General features: G+C 63.3%; 17 protein-coding genes. 12 read left to right on the plus strand and 5 right to left on the minus strand.

From position 1 onward, the window contains the following. Position 1 precedes the first annotated feature (1 nt). The 4 genes from AC13FW_RS02680 (at position 2) to AC13FW_RS02695 (ending at position 4,411) form a co-directional block, all read left to right on the plus strand. A complete protein-coding gene (locus AC13FW_RS02680) occupies positions 2 to 1,411 on the plus strand; it encodes an adhesin (protein ID WP_482988117.1) in 1,410 nt (469 codons plus the stop codon). Positions 1,412 to 1,552: 141 nt separating this feature from the next. Next, positions 1,553 to 2,254, plus strand: coding sequence for a C39 family peptidase (locus AC13FW_RS02685; protein ID WP_282271242.1), 702 nt, complete (start codon positions 1,553 to 1,555; stop codon positions 2,252 to 2,254). 12 nt (positions 2,255 to 2,266) lie between these two features. Continuing rightward, on the plus strand, positions 2,267 to 3,034 hold the full coding sequence (locus AC13FW_RS02690) for a hypothetical protein (protein WP_482988118.1): 768 nt from the start codon (positions 2,267 to 2,269) through the stop codon (positions 3,032 to 3,034). A 51-nt stretch (positions 3,035 to 3,085) separates the two neighbouring features. Next, positions 3,086 to 4,411: a transporter gene (locus tag AC13FW_RS02695; RefSeq protein ID WP_482988119.1), complete on the plus strand. Its 1,326-nt coding sequence runs from the start codon at positions 3,086 to 3,088 to the stop codon at positions 4,409 to 4,411. A gap of 50 nt (positions 4,412 to 4,461) precedes the next feature. Here the strand turns inward: AC13FW_RS02695 and AC13FW_RS02700 are convergent, their stop codons facing one another. The 3 genes from AC13FW_RS02700 to AC13FW_RS02710 form a co-directional block, all read right to left on the minus strand. Beyond that, positions 4,462 to 5,793 carry a sigma-54 interaction domain-containing protein gene (locus AC13FW_RS02700; protein WP_482988120.1) on the minus strand — a complete coding sequence of 444 codons (1,332 nt, stop codon included), beginning with the start codon at positions 5,791 to 5,793 and terminating at the stop codon, positions 4,462 to 4,464. 197 nt (positions 5,794 to 5,990) lie between these two features. After that, a complete protein-coding gene (locus tag AC13FW_RS02705; RefSeq protein WP_282271248.1) occupies positions 5,991 to 6,734 on the minus strand; it encodes a C40 family peptidase in 744 nt (247 codons plus the stop codon). Positions 6,735 to 6,840: 106 nt separating this feature from the next. Next, complete coding sequence (locus AC13FW_RS02710) at positions 6,841 to 7,374, minus strand: C40 family peptidase (RefSeq protein WP_296246016.1); 534 nt, start codon at positions 7,372 to 7,374, stop codon at positions 6,841 to 6,843. Positions 7,375 to 7,484: 110 nt separating this feature from the next. Here AC13FW_RS02710 and AC13FW_RS02715 point away from each other — a divergent pair, with 110 nt between their 5' ends. The 7 genes from AC13FW_RS02715 to AC13FW_RS02745 all read left to right on the plus strand — a co-directional run bounded on the left by AC13FW_RS02715 (position 7,485) and on the right by AC13FW_RS02745 (position 14,412). Continuing rightward, positions 7,485 to 7,964 carry an FKBP-type peptidyl-prolyl cis-trans isomerase gene (locus tag AC13FW_RS02715; RefSeq protein WP_482988121.1) on the plus strand — a complete coding sequence of 160 codons (480 nt, stop codon included), beginning with the start codon at positions 7,485 to 7,487 and terminating at the stop codon, positions 7,962 to 7,964. Between the two features lie 303 nt (positions 7,965 to 8,267). Beyond that, on the plus strand, positions 8,268 to 9,464 hold the full coding sequence (locus AC13FW_RS02720; RefSeq protein ID WP_482988122.1) for a DUF418 domain-containing protein: 1,197 nt from the start codon (positions 8,268 to 8,270) through the stop codon (positions 9,462 to 9,464). A 26-nt stretch (positions 9,465 to 9,490) separates the two neighbouring features. Continuing rightward, positions 9,491 to 10,741: an NAD(P)/FAD-dependent oxidoreductase gene (locus AC13FW_RS02725; RefSeq protein WP_296246018.1), complete on the plus strand. Its 1,251-nt coding sequence runs from the start codon at positions 9,491 to 9,493 to the stop codon at positions 10,739 to 10,741. Then, positions 10,738 to 12,090, plus strand: a complete 1,353-nt coding sequence (gene gorA, locus AC13FW_RS02730; protein ID WP_482988123.1) for a glutathione-disulfide reductase — start codon at positions 10,738 to 10,740, stop codon at positions 12,088 to 12,090. The genes AC13FW_RS02725 and gorA overlap by 4 nt, the downstream gene beginning before the upstream one ends. 371 nt (positions 12,091 to 12,461) lie before the next feature. Continuing rightward, on the plus strand, positions 12,462 to 13,385 hold the full coding sequence (locus tag AC13FW_RS02735; RefSeq protein WP_482988270.1) for a DMT family transporter: 924 nt from the start codon (positions 12,462 to 12,464) through the stop codon (positions 13,383 to 13,385). Beyond that, complete coding sequence (locus tag AC13FW_RS02740; protein WP_482988124.1) at positions 13,382 to 13,726, plus strand: MGMT family protein; 345 nt, start codon at positions 13,382 to 13,384, stop codon at positions 13,724 to 13,726. The genes AC13FW_RS02735 and AC13FW_RS02740 overlap by 4 nt, the downstream gene beginning before the upstream one ends. A gap of 41 nt (positions 13,727 to 13,767) precedes the next feature. Further along, on the plus strand, positions 13,768 to 14,412 hold the full coding sequence (locus AC13FW_RS02745) for a rhomboid family intramembrane serine protease (RefSeq protein WP_282272667.1): 645 nt from the start codon (positions 13,768 to 13,770) through the stop codon (positions 14,410 to 14,412). Between the two features lie 184 nt (positions 14,413 to 14,596). Here AC13FW_RS02745 and AC13FW_RS02750 read toward each other — a convergent pair whose 3' ends face one another. Next, the gene (locus tag AC13FW_RS02750) at positions 14,597 to 16,606 is read right to left on the minus strand and encodes a M13 family metallopeptidase (RefSeq protein WP_482988125.1); all 2,010 of its coding nucleotides are present in this window, start codon (positions 16,604 to 16,606) and stop codon (positions 14,597 to 14,599) included. Between the two features lie 294 nt (positions 16,607 to 16,900). After that, complete coding sequence (locus tag AC13FW_RS02755; RefSeq protein ID WP_482988271.1) at positions 16,901 to 18,997, minus strand: M13 family metallopeptidase; 2,097 nt, start codon at positions 18,995 to 18,997, stop codon at positions 16,901 to 16,903. A gap of 169 nt (positions 18,998 to 19,166) precedes the next feature. On the opposite strand from AC13FW_RS02755, the gene AC13FW_RS02760 reads away from it, so the two are divergent. Then, positions 19,167 to 20,774 carry a phytoene desaturase family protein gene (locus AC13FW_RS02760; RefSeq protein WP_482988126.1) on the plus strand — a complete coding sequence of 536 codons (1,608 nt, stop codon included), beginning with the start codon at positions 19,167 to 19,169 and terminating at the stop codon, positions 20,772 to 20,774. The last annotated feature ends 338 nt before the right edge of the window (positions 20,775 to 21,112 follow it).

Consider the following 21,112-nt stretch of genomic DNA (forward strand, 5'->3'; position numbering starts at 1 on the left):
CATGAAAGCGATCAAATGGAATGTACTCGCCATGGCGGTTTCCGCGCTGACCCTCAGCGCGGCAGCCAATGCGGCGGATGACCAGAACGCGACTGCGAACATCAATCACCAGCACGCTGTGACTGAGACGCGGACGAATACCAACACCAACACCAACATCAATACCAATGTCGATACCGACATTGATCTGAAGTTGGATGCGGCAGCCCGCCTGCGCTACAACGAAACGCACAACATCACTGACACGCGCAGCAACACCGAAACCACCAGCACCGTCACCGAGAACGTTCAGAAGACCTCGAACATCTCGGCCGACGAGCGCAAGGAAAAGAACAACCACGGTGTTGATGTGAACCTTGAGAAGGATATCCGTCTGAGCTCGGACGTGAACTTCTCCGGTGATCCGACCATTACCGGCAATATCGATCTGGATTCGGCTGCGATTGCACTCATCGATAACCGTCAGTCGGTCTCCAACAACCTGGCCCGCAACGGCTTGCTGGACAACACCGCATCGATCGCCGACGACGTGGGTTCCGAGGCGTCGGGCAACCTCGGCTTCAACGTGGCTGCCGGCGACAACAACACGCAGGACAATGCTGCGGCGCTGTCCGCTGCCGATGCGTCCTTCAGCTTTGGCATGGCTGACGCCGAAGTATTCGTGAACCAGGCTGGCATGAACAACATGACCTGGAACCACGGCGTGACCAATGCAGCTGGTATCGGCGACAACGCCTTCTCCGGCGCATCGGGCAACATTGGCGTCAACGTCACCTCGGGTAACAACAATGAGCAGAAGAACGCTCTGGCTGCCTCGGTCGCTACTGCCGCCTATGCCACTTCGACCATCAGTTCGAACCAGAGTTCGAGCGGCAACAAGGTCGAGAACAGTGGCTACTACGATCGTATGGTCAGCACCATCAACGTAAGCCTGGGCGGCAAGGTCACTGGTACAACCAAGGGCAGCGGCACCGGTGAGTACGCTGGCACCGGCAACTCCTACCAGAAGACCAACTTCTATCCGGACAACTGGAATGGTGACTCGCATCCGGCTGGCGGCCAGACCGGTCACTCTGATTGGGACAACCAGACCCAGGGTGCCGTGGCCAATCCGAACCGTCCGGGCGTGGGTGGCATGGCATGGGATACCGATGAGAAGGGCAACCTCAAGTTCAGCGAGATGGGAACTGCTGATCTCACGGCCAGCCTCAGCGGCCAGGTAACCACCGTTGACTGGGTGGCGGTCAATGCGACCAATACCGCCAGTCTGTCGGGCTCGGCGTTCTCCAATGCGTCCGGCAACATCGGTGTGAACGTGTCCTCGGGTACCGGCAACCTGCAGGCCAACAGCCTCGCGCTGGCGGTGGCACAGCCGTCAACCGGTGGCGGCGGTACCGGTAACGAGCCGTAACCGGATGCGTCATCCCCGTGGATGACGCACTGGCTTCGCGTAACAAGCCCGGCCATCCGCCAATGACCGGGTTCCGGGAGCCCCTTTCCCCTCCCCCGGGAGGGGGCTCCCACCTTCCGGCGACCTGGAGGTAACACGCTTATGTTTGCTCGCTCGCTGCTGTTGGCTTGTGCGTTGAGCTTGTCGCCTGGCCTGCTGTACGCAGGGGAGGTGGCGTTCAGCAGTGTGTTGCCAAATGGTGCGCTGTACAGCGGCAAGATCGAGAGCATGAAGGAGCGGCGTTTCCGTAACCTGGTGCGGCAGCAGACCGACTACAGCTGCGGCGCCGCGGCGTTGGCGACAATCCTCAAGCATGCGTACCACCTCAACACCGACGAGGCGACGGTGATCGAGGGCATGATGGGTGTGGCCGACCCGGAGCTGGTGAAGCAACGCGGATTTTCGTTGCTGGATATCAAGCGTTATGTGGAATCCCTGGGTATGCGTGGTCGCGGTTATCGGATTGATGAAGAGCGGCTGATGAACCTGCGCGTCCCCAGCCTGGTGCTGATGGATGTACGTGGCTTTCGCCACTTCGTCGTACTCAAGCAGATACGTGATGGCATGGCCGAGGTCGCTGACCCGATCCTTGGCAATCGCGTGGTGCCGTTGCCGGAGTTTCTCGAAGCCTGGCCTTCGCGCGCGGTGTTCGTGGTCATAGGTAGCGACTTCGATCGCAATACGGTGCTGCTGCAACCCAGTGAGAGGCCCAGTGCGCGCGCGCTGTATGCACGCCAGGGGGCCAGCCCCATTACCGATGCGGAACTGGTCGACTTTGGCTTCAGCCATGCCGACCTGTTCTGAAGGAGTGTTGTGATGAATGCAACCAAGTTCGCCCTGCTGGCTTTGGCGCTGAGTGTCGCGCTGCCGGCGTTTGGCGCTGAGACACCACAGAAGCCAGGCAAGGGCCTGCATGAAATACCCGATCCCGAACTCAACCTGATGCGTGGGCGCTATACCGTGGGTGGAAACGCGGTGGCGTGGTTCGGCGTGACCATGACCTCGACCTGGCAAACCGCGACGGGCCAGAGCCTGCAGGGCGCGATGACGCTTGGCATGGACTTCAGCAAAGGTGGCAACGTACCGAAGGTGACGTTCACGCCGATCGTCAGCATCACCGATGTCAATGCGCCGTTGCCTGATTCCAGTGGACGCAGCATCGATGGCAGCGGTTTGAACAACGTGGCCGGTGTCAGCCAGAGCGTGCAGATCGCCGGCGATGGTAACCGTGCGAGCAATGTCATGCATCTGAATGTACGCAACGATGGCGTCGTGCCCGGCGTCGGTGGATCGGTCGCTGGCAATGCAACGGCGCAGTCGGGTGACGCAAGCGCGGTAGCCATCTTTGACGGCAACGCCGCGCGCCTGCAGCTGACCATCCAGGGGCAGGGCGCTGTGCAACAGTGGCTGCGCAGTGGCAGCGTCGGCCAGAGTGTCCAGCTGACCAGCGACGGGCAGTTGGTCAGCAACCGGCTGCAGATTGATCTGGTAAGGGAGTCGATGGCGGGAAACCTGCCGTTGGCCCAGAACGTGGCACAGGCCATCACGCTCAATCGGGGGATTGGCGGGATAGGCGGGCAGTGAGCGCGGGGCAGGCCCGTGCTTTTGGTGAGTCCAACGTAGAGGAACGACACAATGAAACGACTGGCGATGGCGGCGCTGGTGAGTCTGACTGTTGCTTCACCACGGGTGATGGCGCAGGAGGCGACAACCGGCAACAAGGATGCAGAGGACGTAAGGGCACTGGTGGCGCAGCTGGAAGCACTCAAGGCCAGCTATGCCCAGGAGGTGCGGCGTCTGCGGGAATTGGACATGCAGGTGCAGGCAATCCAGGCGCGGGTCAGTGGCAAGACCGCACAGGTGTTGCCGACACCGCAGTTGCCCGCGGGTGAGGCCGCGGCTGCTTCCACTGCAGTGACAGCCCCGCCCGCAACTGCGGCCCCGGCCGGCGAGGGCTATGCAAGCAGCGCGGCTGAAGCGCAGCAGGCCAAGGAAGCGGCACGGCGCAGTGTTGATGACGTGAAGCAACAACAGTCGGCGCTGTTCAATCAAAAGCTGACGTTGGAAAACAGCATCACCTACGCGCGCTACGACCGAAAGCAGCTGACCCTCAATGGCTTCCTGGCGTTGGACGCGATCTTTCTCGGCAACATCGCCATCGAGAACGTCGAGTCCGATTCGCTCACCTACAACTTTGCCGCACGCTGGGGCCTCAATCCCCGGCTGACCCTCAATCTGGATGTGCCGTACATCGCCCGCAAGACGATTTACCAGAAGGGCGGCGCAGGTGGTTCAGCGGCGGCCATCGCGCAGGAAGAAACCCACGGCACCGGCATTGGCGATGTCACCGTCAGCGCCAATTACAAGCTGTTTGGCGAGCGCGGCTGGCGCCCGGAGACCGTTTTGACCGGCGGTATCACCGCGCCGACGGGGCGCGAGCCCTATGGCCTGGATTGGAAGGTGATCGAGCGCGACGACGATGACTTCATCCGTTTCGCGGTGCCGTCCAAGCAGCCGACCGGCAACGGTCTATGGCAGGCAAACATCGGCCTGTCGGCGGTGAAGAGTGCGGACCCGGCGATCCTGTTCGGCAATATTGGTTATGTGCGTTCGTTCAAGCGCAGCTTCGACGACATCGATGCCAATCCGGATACGGTTAATCCTGGTGAGGTGACGCTGGGCGATTCGTACTATTTCGGTGCCGGCGTGGCGTTTGCATTCAACGAGCGCACCAGCTTGAGCATTTCCTTCAGCGACCGCATGAGCGCACGTGCCAGTACACGTTACAAGAACGGCAAGTGGATGAAGGTGATCGGTAGTGATGGCAACGCGGGAACGCTCAATCTGGGCGTGACCTATGCGCTGACATCCAAGGCCACTTTTGTGAGCATGTTGGGGATTGGCCTTACCCCGGATGCGCCGGATTTTACCCTGGCGTTCAAGCTGCCTTACATGCTGTGAGGATGATCGCGGGATGAGCCCTGGTGGAGGCGGGCGCTGCGTGCAGTCGATCAACGCAGCGCTTCCAGCTCCAGGTGATGCTTGCGGCACATGCGGTAGATGGTGACCCGTGAGACTTTCATCAGTCGCGCGCAGGCGCTGATGTTGTATTGGCTTTGTTGCAGGCAGGACAGCAGGGTTTCGCGTTCGGCCCGGCTCCGCGCCTGGCTGAGTTGGGCGTCGTTGGCAGCCTGGTTGAGTTCCAGATCCGCGCAGCTGATCAACTCGCCTTCGGCGGTGATGGCCGCACGTTGTACCCGGTTGAGCAGTTCGCGGACATTGCCGGGCCACGGGAAGCGGTCCATTGCCTGGCGTGCTTCAGTGGTGTAGCCGCGGGCGCGGGTGGGGTGGCGGGTGCGGAAGTTGCGCAGGAACTGGCGCGAAAGCAGTTCAATGTCGCCATCGCGTTTGCGCAGTGGTGGCATCGCCAGGCGCAGCACGTTCAGGCGGTAATAAAGATCGCGACGGAAGCGGCCTTCTTCCACCGCACGTTCCAGATCCACGTGGGTGGCGGCGAGGATGCGTACATCAACCGGGATGGGCTGATTGCTGCCGACCCGCTCGATGGTGCCTTCCTGCAATACCCGCAACAGGCTGGTCTGCGCATCCAGTGGCAGGTCGCCGACTTCATCCAGGAACACGCTGCCGGTGTGTGCGGTTTCAAACAGGCCTTGGCGACGGCCGGTGGCACCGGTGAAGGCTCCACGCTCATGGCCGAACAGTTCCGACTGGACAAGGGTGGAAGGAATGGCGCCGCAGTTGATGGCCTGGAAGGGCTTGCCGTTGCGTGCCGACAGGCGGTGCAGCGCATGTGCGGCGACCTCCTTGCCGGTGCCGGTCTCTCCGGTGATCAGGACCGGCAGGTCCACCGGTGCGTACTTGCGCAGGGTGGCGCGCATGACCAGCATCACCTCGCTCTCGCCGAGCAGTGTATCCAGCACGTCTTCACTGGCCGCGCGTGGCACTTCATTGCTCAGGCCCTGCAGCCCGCGCAGTAGTTCCTTCAGATCCGGTGGATGCGGGAACTGTTGGCGGCAGGCGGCAAGCAGGGGATGGCGTGGCAGGTATTCGATGTCATCTGTTGCCGGGGTGATTGCAAACAACGGCATATGGTGATGCTCGGCGGTGAGCTTGCCGATGCGCTCCAGCTCACTTTCCGAGCTGGTGCGGAAATCGATCAGGCCAACCACCGTATCGCCGCCGCGCATGCCAATGTCGGCGGGCTGTTGGGGAAGTACCGTTCGCACCTGCCAGCCATCCGCAGCCAGCATTACTTTTTCTCTTGCCCCCGGATTTCCGAACCAGATCACACAACGTGCACTTGACACAGATGTCGCGGCCATGCCTGGTCACTCCTCCGTTCGGCGTCACCATATACCTGTGATTCACGCATGCGCAATCGTATTTGGCACTTTGTTGCAGGCGGCAGGAGCGTTGTTCGCATTAACTTTTGTGCAGGAAAAGTGATGTCGAAAGGACGGGCAATAAAAAAGCCGCAACCCGAAGGTTGCGGCTTGGCAGGTAGCTGCCAGCATGGCGCTTACAGCGCCATGCGGCGTGCCTGCATGAACTTGTCACCCCAGTAACCGGTGAGCAGGGTGTCGGTGCGGACGTCCTTGCCCGTGCTCGGAGCATGCAGGAAGCGGCCTTCGCCGACATAGATGCCGACGTGGTCAACGCGGCCCTTGCGGCCGAAGAACACCAGATCGCCAGCGGCCAACGCGGCGCGGTCATTGATCAGTTCGGCATTGGCCTGGCTGGCCATCTCGCGCGATACGCGCGGCAGCTCGACACCCAGGGCGGTACGGAACACGTAACCGACCAAGCCGCTGCAATCAAAGCCGGCGTCCGGCGAGGTGCCGCCCCAGCGGTACGGGGTGCCCAGCAGGGTCATGGCGCGGCGCAGGATGGACTGCACCTTGCCGTCGGAGTCGTTGGCCAATGCTGCCTCGGTGGCAGCGGAGACACCCTTGGAGGCGTCGTAGGCGGAGATAAGGCGGCTGAGATCGCCGGCAAACATCGCCGAGCGGTCCATCAGCGGAATGGTGTCGCTGGCGGCCAGATGCGGCAGCAGTGCGGCCAGTGTGGCGGTGGCAGCGCTGTCAGCCTTGCTGCGCGGTGCTTCGGTCTTGGCCGCGGCCGGCTTGGCTGCCGGGGCAGTATCGGCGCTCTGGGCGAGGGCTGGCAGGCTGGCTAGAGCCAGTGCCGCGGCGCAGATCAGGCGGCGGAGGGTGAGCGTAACAATCTTGGGCTGGCTCGGATGGGACGTGTTGTCAGTCGTCACGCGGCAGTCACTTGAAAAAGTCGATGGGCGATCATGCCCTGTGAAACGTGTGGATAGGTACAAATTTCGTTAAATAATCGTTATTTTTCGTGGGCAATGTCTCGTTTTATCGTAATACCCGCTTCGCACCGGTGTAATGATCGCGCCAGTAAGCCCCATCCAGGTGGTCCAGGCGGACGGTTCCGCCAGTGCTGGGAGCGTGTACGAAGCGGCCTTCACCTACATAAATACCGACGTGGAAGACGTTGCCTTTGTCCCCAAAGAACACGAGATCGCCGGCGGTCAGGCGATCGGGGGCGATCTTTGGCCCCTGGATGGTAGCGAGCTCGCGCGAAGTGCGTGGCAGGTTCAGTGCCAGCATGTCCCGGTAGACATAGGTGACCAAGCCGCTGCAGTCGAAGCCGGACTCCGGGGTATTGCCGCCGTAGCGGTACGGCGTTCCAACCAGGCCCAGGGCCCGCATCAGCACCGAGGCGGCTGCGGCGGGGTCGGCGGGTGCGACCGGCGAGTAGTTGCGGGCCGGATTGGGTGCCGAGGCCCGTTTCGGGGGGCTGTGCCCGCAGGCGGTCAGCAGCGCGACGGTCAGGAGCGTGGCCGGCAGGCGCCACGAGCGGAAGCGGGGAACTGGCGTGATGTGCATGGAGCCCGGATAATGCGCCACCTTAGAAGGCCGTCATCATGGCGGCGTCCCCGGCGGCCGACAAGCCGTCCCAACGTCTGCCAGCGGGCAGCCATTTATCAGAGTTGCGCATGAAGATCGAAAAAGACCGCGTCGTCCGTTTCCACTACACCGTCTCCGAAGTCGGCCATGAGCCGATCGAGAGCTCCAAGGACCGTGATCCGTTGGCCATCCTGATCGGCCACGGCAACATCATCCCGGGCCTGGAAGCGGCGATGATGGACAAGGAAGCCGGCGAAAGCTTCGGCGTCGACGTGACGTCGGCCGATGCTTACGGCGAGCGTCGCGAGGGCATGACCCAGCGCGTGCCGAAGAAGCACTTCGGCAAGACCCCGCTGATCCCGGGCACCCAGGTGATCCTGCAGACCAACTTCGGCCCGCGTGCGGTCACCGTCGAGAAGGTCGGCATGACCGTGGTCGACGTCGACCTGAACCACCCGATGGCCGGCAAGGACCTGCATTTCGACGTGGAAATCGTCGAAGTGCGTGAAGCCAGCGAAGAAGAAGTGCAGCACGGCCACGTGCACGGCGACGGCGGTCACCAGCACTAAGCGGTTGCCGCAAGGCAATGCAGCATCGGAACGGCCCGCGAAAGCGGGCCGTTCTGCGTTGTGGGGCCATCCCATGTAGTGCCGAGCCATGCTCGGCAGAGGCTTTACCGGAAGAGCCCTGCCGAGCATGGCTCCCCCCCCCGCCCCCCGCCCCCCCCCCCCCCGCCCCCGCGCCCCCCCCCCCCCCCCCCCCCCCCCCCCCCCCCACTACAGGTTGCTGGGCAAGCCCCTGCCGAGCATGGCTCGGCACTACATTGTTCCGGCGTGGTCTAATCGCGCACTCGTCGCCGAAGGACGTCGCCGTTGTCTACTTCTGCTTTCCAGCCCGTTGCGGCCAATGAGCGCATCGCTACATTGGATGTGCTGCGCGGCTTTGCCCTGTTCGGCATCCTGCTGATGAACATGGAGGCCTTCAGTGGGCCGATGGACATGTCCTTTACCGGCATCGATCCGCACTGGCAGGGGTGGGACTACTGGGCCGATGCTTTTGTCTACGTCTTCGTGCAGGGCAAGTTCTTTACCCTGTTCTCGCTGCTGTTCGGCGCCGGCTTCGCGGTGATGGCACAGCGGGCTGCCATTGCGGGGCGTGACTTCACCCGTTTCTATCTGCGCCGCAGCCTGGGTCTGCTGGTCATCGGTGTGCTGCATGGACTACTGCTGTGGTCGGGTGACATCCTGGTCGCCTACGCGCTGCTGTCTTTTGTATTGCTGGCCTTCCGTGAGGCGCCGCGCAGCTGGTTGCCCGCGCTGGGGACGATGGCGTATCTGGGCGCAGCTGTGCTGATGTTGATGCTGGGCGCCTTGATGCAGCTTGTGCCGGCCGATGCTGCCAGTGCGCAGGCAGCTGCCGCGGCAAAGGCAATCGAGGCGCAGCGCCAGGCGTACGGGCATGGCAGCTACCTGCAGGCGGTCGCGCAACGTCTGCGTGACGTCTTCGCTTCCCTGGGGGCGTTGCTGGTTGTCGGTCCGCAGGTGCTGGGTATGTTCCTGATCGGCGCATGGTTCGCGCGCAGTGGCGCCATTGCCGAGCCAGGTCGCTATCTGCGGTTGTGGGCAGGCTTGCGCTGGTTGCTGCTGCCTATCGGTCTGGCGGTGATGCTGCTGAGTACCTGGGTGCTGCCGTACAACGCCCCGGGGCAATTCAACATGCGCAGCGCGGGCGCCTACGCGCTGACGGCAGTCGCCGGTTTGATGATGTGCCTGGGCTACCTCGCATGGGGCGTACGCTGGAGTCGCCATCTGCAATGGTTGGCGCCCGCCGGGCGCATGGCCTTGAGCAATTACCTGGGGCAGTCGCTGGTCTGCACCCTGGTTTTCTACGGCTATGGGCTGGGCTGGTTTGAACAGGTTGGGCGTGCCTCACAGCTGCTGTTTGCGGTTGTTCTGTTCGCCATGCAGGTACTGCTCAGCCAGCTATGGCTGCGGCGTTTCCAGTACGGCCCGGTGGAGTGGCTGTGGCGGGCGTTTACATACTTGCAATTGCCACCACTGCGGCGCTGAGGCATTCGCGGCAATAAAATAACCGGGTGAACTGTCCCGAAGACGATGTACTTGTTATTGGTGCCGGTGCCACCGGTCTGGCCACCGCGTTGGCGCTTTCCGAAGCGGGACGGCAGGTGCGGGTGATTGACGCTGGCAAACTTGGCGGTGCGACCTCGCACGGCAACTGCGGCACCATCACGCCTAGTCATGCACCGCCGCTGGCGGCGCCGGGTGTGCCGATACGAGCGCTGCGTTGGATGCTGTCGCCGCAGGCGCCGTTGTATATCCCGCCGCGACCTGATCCAGCGCTGTGGCGCTGGCTGTTCAAGTTTGCCGCACGTTGCAATCGACAGGACTGGCTGCACAGCGCGCAGGGGCGCGCTGCATTGCTGAACGATTCGCGGCAACGTCTGGCCGATTGGGTGCAGCGCTACCAGCTGGATTGCGAGTTCGCCGAGAAGGGTTTGGATTATGTGTTCCGCCAGCAACGCAATTTCGACACGCATGCGGCCGAATGCGGTGCTTTGGCAGACCTTGGCATCGCTACCGAGATCATTGATGGCAGCGATTACGTTCGTGCTGAGCCCGCCTTCAAGGACGGTGTGATCGGTGCGATCCGTTTCCCGGGTGACGCCAGTCTGCGCCCGGATCGCTATACCGCCGAGTTGGGACGGGTATTGCGTGCGCGCGGCGTGCTGGTTGAAGAATACTGCGCGGTGCAGTCATTCGAGCCGCACGGGCAGGGTGTACGCGTGCAGACCAATCGAGGTGCCCGTGATACCGGTGAACTGGTGCTTGCGACCGGTGCGTGGTCACCACGGCTGGCCGCCAGGTTGGGGCTACGCGTCCCGATCCAGGCAGGCAAGGGCTATTCCATCACCGGTAGCTGCCCGGTGCAGGCGCCGAGTCGGCCGGTAGTGCTGAAGGATCGATCGGTGTTCGTCATTGCCTGGGCTGAGCAGATGCGGCTGGGCGGCACGATGGAGTTTTCCGGGCAGGACCGGCGTTTGAATGGGACCCGTCTGCAGGCGCTGGAGCAGGCCGCGCGGCAGTATCTGCGCCAGCCAATCGGCGAGGTCATCCATGAGCGCTGGTACGGTTGGCGACCGATGACCTGGGATGACATGCCGATATTGGGGCGCTCACCCTTGCACGCTCACGTCTGGCTAGCGGCGGGTCATGGCATGCTCGGCATCAGTATGAGCAGTGGGAGCGGACAACTGATGGCTGATTTGATCACCGGGCAAGCGCCTGCAATCGATCCTGCGCCGTATCGCGTGGAGCGTTTCCAGTGAGCGCGCGCAATTACGATGTGGTGGTACTTGGGGGCGGCTCGGGCGGCTTGGCTGCCGCATTCCGCGCAGCATCCTACGGCGCCAAGGTGGCGATGCTGGAGCCTGCGCCGTTGGGGGGCACCTGCGTCAATGTGGGCTGCGTGCCGAAGAAGGCGATGTGGCTGGCTGCGGACCTGGCCGAGCGCATTGGACTGGCACGGAAGATCGGTTTCGATGTGCCTGCCGAACCGGCGCTGACGTGGTCAACCCTGTTGGAGCGACGCCAGCAGTACATCGCCAATATCCACGCCAGCTACCAGAAGCGGCTGGACGAAACCGGGGTTGTGCGGATCAGCAATCGTGGACACCTGGTCGATCCGCACACGGTGCAATGCGAGGACGGCACCCAGTTCCGCGCCGAACACATCGTCATCGCTACCGGCGCGCATCCGCTCAAACCCGAGCTGCCGGGGGCCGAGTTGGGCGGTGTCTCCGATGACTTTTTCGCGCTGCAGGCGCGCCCGGATCGGGTCGCCTTGATAGGCGGTGGTTATATCGCGGTGGAACTTGCCGGTGTACTACGCGCCCTGGGGAGCGAGGTTGCCTTGCTGGTGCGCGGCCAGCGCCTGCTGGATAAGTTCGATGCGGAAGTGTCGGACCAGCTGGCGGAGAACCTGCGCCTGCAGGGCGTGGAGCTGCACTTCGGCTGCAAGGTGGAGGCGCTGCAGCGGCAGCAGAAGCAGATCCGCGCGCAGCTGCACAATGGCCCCGAGCAGGCTGTGTTCGACACCGTGCTGTTTGCGACCGGGCGCGGACCGAATACCCGAGGACTTGGTCTGGAACAGGCAGGCGTGAAGCTGGGCGAGAAGGGCCAGGTCGAGGTGGATGACTACCAGAACACCTCGGTGCCGGGCATCTATGCGGTTGGCGACGTTACTGGCCGGGTGACCCTGACGCCGGTGGCGATTGCAGCCGCGCGCAGGCTGATGGATCGCGTGCTGGGCGGGCATCCGGAGGCCAGGCTCGATTACGAGAATGTTCCCAGTGTTGTGTTCGCGCATCCGCCGCTGGGCAGTGTCGGCCTGAGCGAGGAAGAGGCGAGCAGGCGCTTTTGCAAGGTGAGCACGTATTACAGCCGCTTCCGGCCGATGCTGCAGGCGCTGGGGCAGGGTGAAGTGCGCAGTCTGTTCAAGATGGTTTGCGCTGGCGAGGACGAGAAGGTGGTTGGCATCCATCTGCTGGGCGAGGGCGCCGACGAGATCCTGCAGGGATTTGCGGTGGCGGTGAAGGCCGGGGTTACGCGCAGGCAGATGGAGGAGACGGTGGCGATCCATCCGACTTCGGCTGAGGAAGTTGTTCTGATGCGCTGAGGGTGGTGGGCAGCAACAGCAACAGCAACAGCGCAAAGGCACCCCTCCTCAATCCTCCCCTGCGCTGCGCGCAAGGGAGGAGGCTGATCCTGCAGTCGCCGACAATGCGTTTGCTCCCTCCCTTTGCCGCAGGCAAGGGGGTGAAGAAGGTCTGCTTGCGCGCCACTGGCGCGCGGCCTGATGAACGACCGAAGGCCATGCCTTCGGGCCGGGCGGGTTGGGGAGGGGTGTAGTTGATCTTGCTTCTGCTCCGGTAAAGGCCTTGGTGCTACCCATCCGCCACGTCCAAATCCCGAAGCGCCCATAATGGAAAGCCATCTCCCCCCGGATGCCGTAACAGCGTGACTGCTCCAAACCAGCGCGAGGCCAGCATGGCCACGCCAACACTGCCCACCAGTTCGCGTCGGCTGTTGATCAGCGGCCTGTTGCTGGCCGCCACCGGTGCGATCGCCGCGTCCGGCAAGGCGGTGATCGTCAAGCTCGCCTACCGGCATGGCGCCGATGCCACCGCCTTGCTTGCGCTGCGGATGATGATCGCGTTTCCGTTCTTCATCGCCATGGGCATGTGGGCGGCACGGCGCGCGCAGCCGCTGTCGGTCGGTGATCGTTGGCGGGTGCTGTTGCTTGGCTTCAGTGGCTATTACCTGTCGAGCTATCTGGATTTCCTTGGCCTGCAATACATCAGCGCAACGCTGGAACGGCTCATCCTGTATCTCAGCCCCACGTTGGTGGTGTTGATTGCATTGGTGGTGCTCAAGCAACGGCCCACCCGCATCCAGGTAGCGGCCTTGCTGGTCAGCTACCTCGGCGTATTGCTGGCTTTCGGCCATGACATCCAGCTCGAAGGCCGGCGTACCTTGATGGGCTCGGCCCTGGTGTTCGCCAGTGCGCTCAGTTATGCGGTGTATCTGTTCGGCAGTGGTCAGGCGGTGGCGCGGATTGGCGCGGTGCGCCTGACTGCCTACGCCAGCATGGTGGCCTGCGTGCTGTGTATCGGCCAATACCTGCTGTTCCAGCCCTGGGCAGCGCTGTGGGAGTACGCGCCGCCGGTGTACTGGCTGTCACTGCTCAACGGCACGGTCTGTACTGTCTTGCCGGTGCTGGCGATCATGATCGGGGTCAAGCGGATTGGCTCCTCGCTGGCGGCGCAGGTGAGTATGCTGGGGCCGGTTTCCACGATTGTGCTCAGCGTATGGCTGCTCGACGAACCGATGGGCATTTGGCAAAGCGCCGGGACGGTGCTGGTGTTGCTGGGCGTGCTGCTGGTGGGCAGCGGCGTGGCGAAGAAGCGATGAGTCCTGAGGCCAGTGCCGCCGCCGGGCATGCACGCATCCTTGAGGCGATTCGCGCCATCCCGCGCGGGCAGGTGCTTGGTTATGGCGAAGTAGCGGCCAAGGCCGGGCTGCCCGGAAGGGCAAGGCTGGTGGCGCGACTGCTGGGCAGCAATGAGGACCCGGAGCTGCCCTGGCATCGGGTGCTGCGTTCGGACGGTCGCATTGCAATGCCGGAGGGTTCGCGCGGTTGGCGAGAGCAGAGCCAACGGCTACGGGCCGAGGGCGTGGTGGTGGAGAACGGCAGGGTGAAGCGGCCCAAACCGCCGCGCAGCCTGGACGAGGCGATCTGGGGCCCGGGCTAGCCGCTGCGGCTATGATGTAGCCAGTTTCCCCGGATGCCACCATGTTCCCGCGCCTACCCAAGATCACCCAGACGTTGCTGATCGCCAACGTCGTCCTGTTCCTGCTGCAGCAGCTTCCGCAGACGGCGGGCATCTTCACCCAGTTGATGCTGTGGCCGCTGGGTTCGCAGCAGGTCTTCAGCGATTCACCGGGATTCGAACCGTGGCAGCTGCTGAGCTATGGTTTCCTGCATGGCAGCTTTGGCCATCTGTTCTTCAACATGCTGGCGCTTTTCATGTTTGGTGCGCCGTTGGAGGCGACCTGGGGCGAGAAGCGCTTCCTGACCTATTACATGGTGTGCGTGGTCGGCGCCGGCCTGTGCCAGTTGCTGGTGGCTGCGTTTGCCGGGGAGTACAACCCAGTGCTGGGCGCCTCCGGCGGCGTGTTCGGCCTGCTGCTGGCCTACGGCATGTTGTTCCCGAACCAACGGGTGGTGCTGTTGTTCCCGCCGATCCCGATGAAGGCACGTACTTTCGTGATCGTGTTTGGTGCGATTGAGCTGCTGTTGGGCTTCACCGGTTGGCAGCCAGGCGTGGCCCACTTCGCCCACTTGGGCGGCATGCTGTTTGGCTGGTTGCTGATCCGCTACTGGCGTGGGCAGCCACCGTTCAACAAGCGTGGCCCGCACCTGCGCCGCGTCAAATAACAAGCAACTGTAGTGCCGAGCCATGCTCGGCAGGGGCTTCACCTGCGTAAGGCAGCCCTCACCCCAACCCCTCTCCCGCAAGCGGGAGAGGGGCTCAAACAAAAATGCCGAGCATGGCTCGGCACTACGGTGAGAATGCAAAAAGGCGCGGAATCCGCGCCTTTTTGCTTACTTCAATTCCGCATCAACGCCAGATCCGGATCTGCTCGGCGTCGGTACGCTGCATCGGCTGGCCCGGCTTGCAGCTGAAGCTGGCGCCAAACTCCGGCAGGTTGGACAGCGGTGCATTGCTGCGCCAGCGGCCAGGTGCGCGCACGTCGGTGTTCAGCCGCTGCACGGCTTCGTTCGGCGACAGCTGCTGCGCCCACAGGCTGGTCCAGCCCTTGAAGAAGTCCTGCTTGTCGGCCGGCTTGGCATCAGCCTGGGCGGCAGTGAAGGCCTCCAATGCGATCTCCATGCCCGACAGATCCGCCATGTTCTCGTCGCGGGTCAGCTCACCGTTGACCTTGGCATCCTTGACGCCCGGGAACGGGTAAGCGCTGTACTGCGCGGCGACGCGGTTGCCGAGCAGCGTCCAGGCGCTCTTGTCAGCCGGCGTCCACCAGCTGCGCAGTTCGCCCTTGGCGTCGATCATCGCGCCCTTGACGTCGATGGCGCGGCTGACTTCATGCGCGACCAGGCCACCGAAAGCGCCGAACTTCTCGGCATTGCTGGCGTTGGCGGCAAAGATCGGCCCCTGCAGGGCTGCGGCCGTCACGATCAAGCGGTTCTGGGCGATGTCGTAAGCGATCGACGGCTGCTGCGGCAGCACATCCCAACGGCGGTCGGCGTTGCCCTTGCCGATGCGCTTCATTTCCTGGGCGTGGCGCCAGGTGGAAGCGATCAGGATGTTGCCGCCAAAGCTGCCGCGGCCCATCGGCTGCACGGTGTAGTCCAGATCGCGCAGCGGGGTGCCGATCTCGATCTTCATCGCCGCCAGCTTGGCTTCGGCTTCGGTCTTGGCCTCGGCGCTGAGCCAGCTGCTGCGCTTGACCGCGGTGATCTGTGCTTCGCGGATCTGGTCGACCATCACACCGGCCTGGCGGCGGGTATCGCGGTTGAGGTAGGTCGCGGCGTATTCGTGGCCCAGCATCGGGCCGGCGGCCACGTTGATGGCGTCGAGCACAGCGTCCGGGCGCGCCGGGGCGATGGCCTGGCCACGCAGCAGGCGGCCACGGAACTCGAACTCGGCGTCGCGGTAGGCCTTGGACAGGTACGGCGCCATCGCGTCGCCCACGCGCCAGCGCAGGTAGGCCTTCCACTGGTTGGCCGGCAGACGGCTGACCATGCCATTGAGCTGCTGGAACAGCGCCGGGTCGGCCAGCGACACCAGGTCGTCGTTCACGCCCTGCGCCTTCAGGAAGGCATCCAACTGCAGGTTGCGGTAGCGGCTGTTGAGGTCCTTGGTGGAGACCGGCGCGTAGTTATTGAACGGGTTGTTGATGTCGGCCACCGAGTGCGCGCTGCGCGCCAGTTCGGTTTCCAGCTGGATGACCAGCGCCGATTCGGCATCAAGCTGCGCCGCCGGGGTGCCGGTCAGGGCCAGGATCTGCTTCACGTAGGCGCGATAGCGGCCCATCAGGGCGACGGTGTCGGCATCGGTACGGGTATAGAACGCCGGGTCCGGCAGGCCGGTGCCGCCTTGCATGAAGTAGCCGATATGGCGGTCCAATGCCTTCAGGTCCACGTCCGGGGCGAAATTGAACGCGACCGGGATGCCGACCTGATGCAGGGCAGCGATCGAGGCCGGGATGTCCTTGGCCTTCTTGATGGCGTTGATGCGGGTCAGCAGCGGCGCGATCGGCTTGGAACCGTCGGCTTCGACCGCGGCTTCATCCAGGCCGCTGGCCCAGAAATCGCCAAGCAGCTTCTGCACGTTGCCTTGCGGCGCGGTCATCGCGCGATCCAGCAACTGGCGCTGCTGGGTGCGGGTGTTCTCTGCCAGGGTGCCGAGGGCGCTGACTGCGCCGGTCTGCGGCACCGGATTGGCCTTGAGCCAGTTGCCGTTGGTGGCTTCGTAGAAATCCGTACAGGCCGCGCTCACTGCCGGTGCCCGTGCCGCAGGCTTCTTGCGGGCGGCCTGCGCATCGTTGGTGGACAGCACGGTCACCAGGGAGAAGGCCAGGGCCAGGGTAAGTGGGCGAACGTTGGGCATGTGGTGCATATCCGCAGAAGGACAAAGTGGGCGGAGTTTAACAAGCTGGCGGCGGATTGGTGCCGGGGCAGGGCACGGAATTGGGTACTGCATCAAAACCGGTGGTTGTGAAAGCGGCGTGAGCCGCGAAGCCAGTGCGGATGGTGCGGCTGGCATTGACTGGTTTGCGTTGGTGACCGGCGCCTTGGGCTTGCTCAGCTTCGCGGCTGACGCCGCTCCCACAATCCTGGTGCGTGGGCAAAAAGAAGGCCCGACTATGCCGGGCCTTCTTCGGGTCTCATTGCAGGGCAGCGATTACCAGATCACCACCTGCTTGTCGCCAGCGCGGACCATCGGCGAACCGGCCTTGCACTGGAACGCAGCAGCAAAGGTCGGCAGGTTCGACGGCGCACCCATGGCACGGAACTGTGCCGGGGCGTGCGAGTCGGTGGCCAGGCGGACCTTGGCGTTCTCGGCGGTGTACTTGGTGCGCCACACGGTGGCCCAGTTGAAGAAGAAGCGCTGGTCGCGGGTGAAGCCGTCAACCTTTGCATCTTCCTTGCCGGTCGAAGCCTTCTGCAGGGCGTCATAAGCGGTGGCCAGGCCGCCCAGATCGGCGATGTTCTCGCCCAGGGTCAGCGTGCCATTGACCTGCTGGTCGCCCACCTTGTACTCGTTGAACTGCTTGACCAGCTTGCCGGTCAGGCCTTCAAAGCCCTTGGCGTCAGCCGGGGTCCACCAGTTCTCGAAGTTGCCGGTCGGGCCGAAGCGGCTGCCCTGGTCGTCGTAACCGTGGGTCATTTCGTGGCCGATGACGGCACCGATACCACCGTAGTTCAGCGCGTCGTCGGCGTTCACGTCGAAGAACGGCGGCTGCAGGATGGCGGCCGGGAACACGATCTCGTTCTGCAGCGGGTTGTAGTAGGCGTTGACGGTCTGCGGGGTCATGCCCCACTCGGTCTTGTCCACCGGCTGGCCGATCTTGGTCAGCGCCCACTTGTAGTTGAACGCATTGGCTGCGCGGACGTTGCCCAGGTAGTCATCGTGGGTGGTGCTCAGGCCGCTCCAATCACGCCACTTGTCCGGGTAGCCGATCTTCGGGGTGAAGGTTTCCCACTTGGCGATGGCCTTGGCCTTGGTTTCGTCGCTCATCCAGGTCAGGTTCTGGATGCGGTCCTTCAGTGCACCGGCCAGGTTCTTGACCAGTTCTTCCATCTTGGCCTTGGACTCGGGCGAGAAAGCGACTTTGACGTACATCTGGCCGAAAGCATCGCCAGCATCGTTTTCAATGGTGCCCAGCACCTGCTTCCAGCGCGGCTTGATTTCCTTCTGGCCGTTCAGTTCCTTGCCGTAGAACGCGTAGTTCTCCTGCACGAACTCATTGCTCAGGTACGGTGCGGCGCCGTCCACGGTGTGGAAGCGCAGGTAGGCGCGCCAGGCTGCCGGGTCGGTGTCGGCCAGCATCTTGCTCACTTCCGCGTGGAAGGCCGGCATGGCCAGCGAGAACGTCGCCGGTGCGGCAATGCCCTGCGCCTGGAAGAACGCGGTCCAGCTGAAGTTCGGGGTCAGCTTGTCGGCGTCGGCCACGGTGACCGGGTTGTAGTACAGCGAGACGTCGCGCGACAGCTCGACGCTGGACTTGGAAGCCTTGGCCAGGCGGGTTTCAAACTTGACCACTTCCTCGGCCTGCTTGGCGGCATCGGCCGCGGCAACACCGCTCAGCTCCAGTACCTTGGCCACGTGGGCCTTGTAGGCGTTGAGCTTGTCGGCCTTGCTGGCGTCGGTGTAATAGGTGGTGTCCGGCAGACCCAGGCCGCCCTGGCTGGCGTAGGCCATGTTCATGGACGAATTCTTGAAGTCCGCTTCCGGACCGAAGCCGAACAGGAAGTTCTCGCCCTTGGCAGCGGTGCTGCGCAGGTAGTCGGCCAGTGCGGCGGTGTCCTGCAGGCCGTCAATCGCGGCCAGGTCGGCCTTCAGCGGGGTGATGCCAAGGCTGTTGATCTTGGCTTCGTCCATGCCGGCGGCCCAGAAGTCGCCGACGATCTTCTCGATGCCGGTGGCGTTCTTCATTGCCGCGGCCTGCTCGGCCAGCTGGTGCTGCACGGCAACCGAGCGCTCGTCGAGGATGGTGAAGGCGCCCCAGCTGGTGCGGTCAGCCGGAATCTCGTTGGCATTGAGCCACTTCTCGTTCACGTAGCCGTTGAAATCGGTACATGCGTCCTTGCTGGCGTCGAGGTCGGCGGCGGTGAAGGCGTTGTAGGCCGGCAGCTTGGACTCGTCCAGCTTCAGCTCGGTGGCGGCCGGGGCAGCGGCGGTGGCCGCCGGCGGGGACTGCTCTTCCTGCTTGGGGCAACCGGTCAGCACGGCGGCGACGGCCAGCGACAGCAGGAGAATCTGGGGTTTGCGAACGATCACGGGAAAGGCCTCCAGGCCGGTTTCAAAGCATGAGTGAGGCCGCGGAGTCCGGGGCCGAAGCAGGAAGATACGCCTGAAACCGATGAGGAAGGGGTGTAGAAGGTCATGGGTCGCTGCGGGTGTATTCCTATGGGCGGCGACGGCTGGCCGGTGCTATACAGCGGGAATGACCAAGACATCAAGCAAGCAGCGGGACGCGATCCTGATCGGCGGCGGCCATAACGGACTGGTGTGCGCGGCCTATCTGGCCAGGGCCGGCAAGCGGGTATTGGTATTGGAGCGACGTTCAGTAGTCGGAGGCGCAGCCGTCACCGAGGAGTTCCATCCGGGGTTCCGCAATTCGGTGGCCTCTTATACGGTGTCGCTGCTGCAACCCAAGGTGATTGCCGAGCTGGAGCTGGAGCGGCACGGCCTGCGGGTGGTCCCACGCAAGCTCAACAACTTCCTGCCCTTGGGCAATGGCGAGTATCTGTTGGCCGGGGGCGGGCGCACTGCCGAACAGGTTGCGCGCTTCTCCGCACGCGATGCGGCACGCTTGCCCGAGTACGAACAGCGGCTGGAGATCTTCGCGGACGTGCTGCGTGCGCAGGCCCTGCAGGCGCCGCCGAACATCAGCGGTGCGAGTTGGTTGCGTGCGCTGCCGGAGCTGTGGAAGGCAGGGCAGCTGGGCCGGCAGCTGCAGCGCCTGGACCCCGGCTTGCAGCAGGAATTGATGGATCTGTTCACCATCTCCGCCGCCGAGTACCTGGACCGCTGGTTCGAGAGCGCACCGATCAAGGCCTTGTTCGGCTTCGATGGCATCGTTGGCAACTACGCCAGTCCTTATGCGCCGGGCACGGCCTACGTGTTGTTGCATCACGTGTTTGGTGAAAGCAACGGTGTCAAAGGTGCCTGGGGTCACGCGATCGGCGGCATGGGCGCGATCACCCAGGCGATGGCGCGATCGGCGGTTGAGGCCGGTGTTGAAATCCGTACCGATGCCGCCGTCGAGAAGGTCCTGGTGGAGCAGGGGCGTGCAGTCGGCGTTGTATTGGCCGGTGGCGACGTGCTGCGCGGCTCTGCCATCGTTGCCAACGTCAATCCGAAGCTGCTCTACGAGCGCCTGTTCGATCCTGCCGATGTGCCGGCGGTTACGTTGGAGCGCATGGCCAACTGGCGCTGCGGCTCGGGAACATTCCGCATGAATGTGGCTTTGTCGAAGCTGCCTGATTTCAGTGTGCTGCCGGGACTCGGTGATCACCTGACCGCCGGCATCATCATCGCACCGAGCCTGGACTACATGGATCGCGCCTATCTGGATGCGCGTCAGTATGGGTGGTCACGCGAGCCCATCGTCGAGATGCTGATTCCCAGTACGCTGGATGATTCACTCGCACCGCCGGGACAGCACGTTGCCAGTCTGTTCTGCCAGCACGTGGCCCCGCAGTTGCCGGATGGACGCAGCTGGGACGATCATCGCGAAGAAGTCGCGGATCTGATGATCGCCACCGTCGACAAGCATGCGCCGGGTTTTGCTGCTTCGGTGCTCGGTAGGCAGATCATGAGCCCGCTGGATCTCGAGCGGACCTTCGGCCTGATTGGCGGCGATATCTTCCACGGCGCGTTGAGCCTGAACCAGCTGTTCAGTGCGCGGCCGATGCTGGGGCAGGCGGGGTACAAGGGGGCGCTGCCTGGTTTGTATCTCTGCGGATCGGGCGCACATCCTGGGGGTGGGGTTACTGGTGCGCCGGGGCACAATGCGGCAAACGTGATTATGGCGGAGCTGGTCGGTTGACGAGCGAACTCGTTGGAACCGAGCGGGTTTGGATGCAGAAGACCCGGGTTTAGTGGATTCTACCAGTGGTAATTCGATGGGGAATCGAAATCCAGTCTCAGCCATGTTGCGCATTTAGGCCCAAAAATTTTTGGGAAAAATGGGTTTAATCTATTTCTTCACTCATCTCAATGAAAGATATTTTTAGATGAAGCGTGCTATTCAAACGCGAATCCTCCATTCCAGAGTCCCCGTTAGTTGTGAAGGCAATGGTCGCCAAGAGCTCTGTTTCCAGCTGCATGAGTTTTCTTCGGGTAGATTGTGCAAGGTCTGATGGTGTGAGGCATGGGCTAAAAGGC

It is taken from the genome of Stenotrophomonas sp. 21LCFQ19, assembly GCF_056861425.1.

What these genes read in the sequence shown, in the direction of transcription:
- AC13FW_RS02680 (WP_482988117.1), top strand. Translation starts at nt 2, where the DNA reads ATGAAAGCGATCAAATGGAATGTACTCGCCATGGCGGTTTCCGCGCTG.
- AC13FW_RS02685 (WP_282271242.1), top strand. Translation starts at nt 1,553, where the DNA reads ATGTTTGCTCGCTCGCTGCTGTTGGCTTGTGCGTTGAGCTTGTCGCCT.
- AC13FW_RS02690 (WP_482988118.1), top strand. Translation starts at nt 2,267, where the DNA reads ATGAATGCAACCAAGTTCGCCCTGCTGGCTTTGGCGCTGAGTGTCGCG.
- AC13FW_RS02695 (WP_482988119.1), top strand. Translation starts at nt 3,086, where the DNA reads ATGAAACGACTGGCGATGGCGGCGCTGGTGAGTCTGACTGTTGCTTCA.
- AC13FW_RS02700 (WP_482988120.1), bottom strand. Translation starts at nt 5,793, where the DNA reads ATGGCCGCGACATCTGTGTCAAGTGCACGTTGTGTGATCTGGTTCGGA.
- AC13FW_RS02710 (WP_296246016.1), bottom strand. Translation starts at nt 7,374, where the DNA reads ATGCACATCACGCCAGTTCCCCGCTTCCGCTCGTGGCGCCTGCCGGCC.
- AC13FW_RS02715 (WP_482988121.1), top strand. Translation starts at nt 7,485, where the DNA reads ATGAAGATCGAAAAAGACCGCGTCGTCCGTTTCCACTACACCGTCTCC.
- AC13FW_RS02735 (WP_482988270.1), top strand. Translation starts at nt 12,462, where the DNA reads ATGGCCACGCCAACACTGCCCACCAGTTCGCGTCGGCTGTTGATCAGC.
- AC13FW_RS02740 (WP_482988124.1), top strand. Translation starts at nt 13,382, where the DNA reads ATGAGTCCTGAGGCCAGTGCCGCCGCCGGGCATGCACGCATCCTTGAG.
- AC13FW_RS02745 (WP_282272667.1), top strand. Translation starts at nt 13,768, where the DNA reads ATGTTCCCGCGCCTACCCAAGATCACCCAGACGTTGCTGATCGCCAAC.
- AC13FW_RS02750 (WP_482988125.1), bottom strand. Translation starts at nt 16,606, where the DNA reads ATGCCCAACGTTCGCCCACTTACCCTGGCCCTGGCCTTCTCCCTGGTG.
- AC13FW_RS02760 (WP_482988126.1), top strand. Translation starts at nt 19,167, where the DNA reads ATGACCAAGACATCAAGCAAGCAGCGGGACGCGATCCTGATCGGCGGC.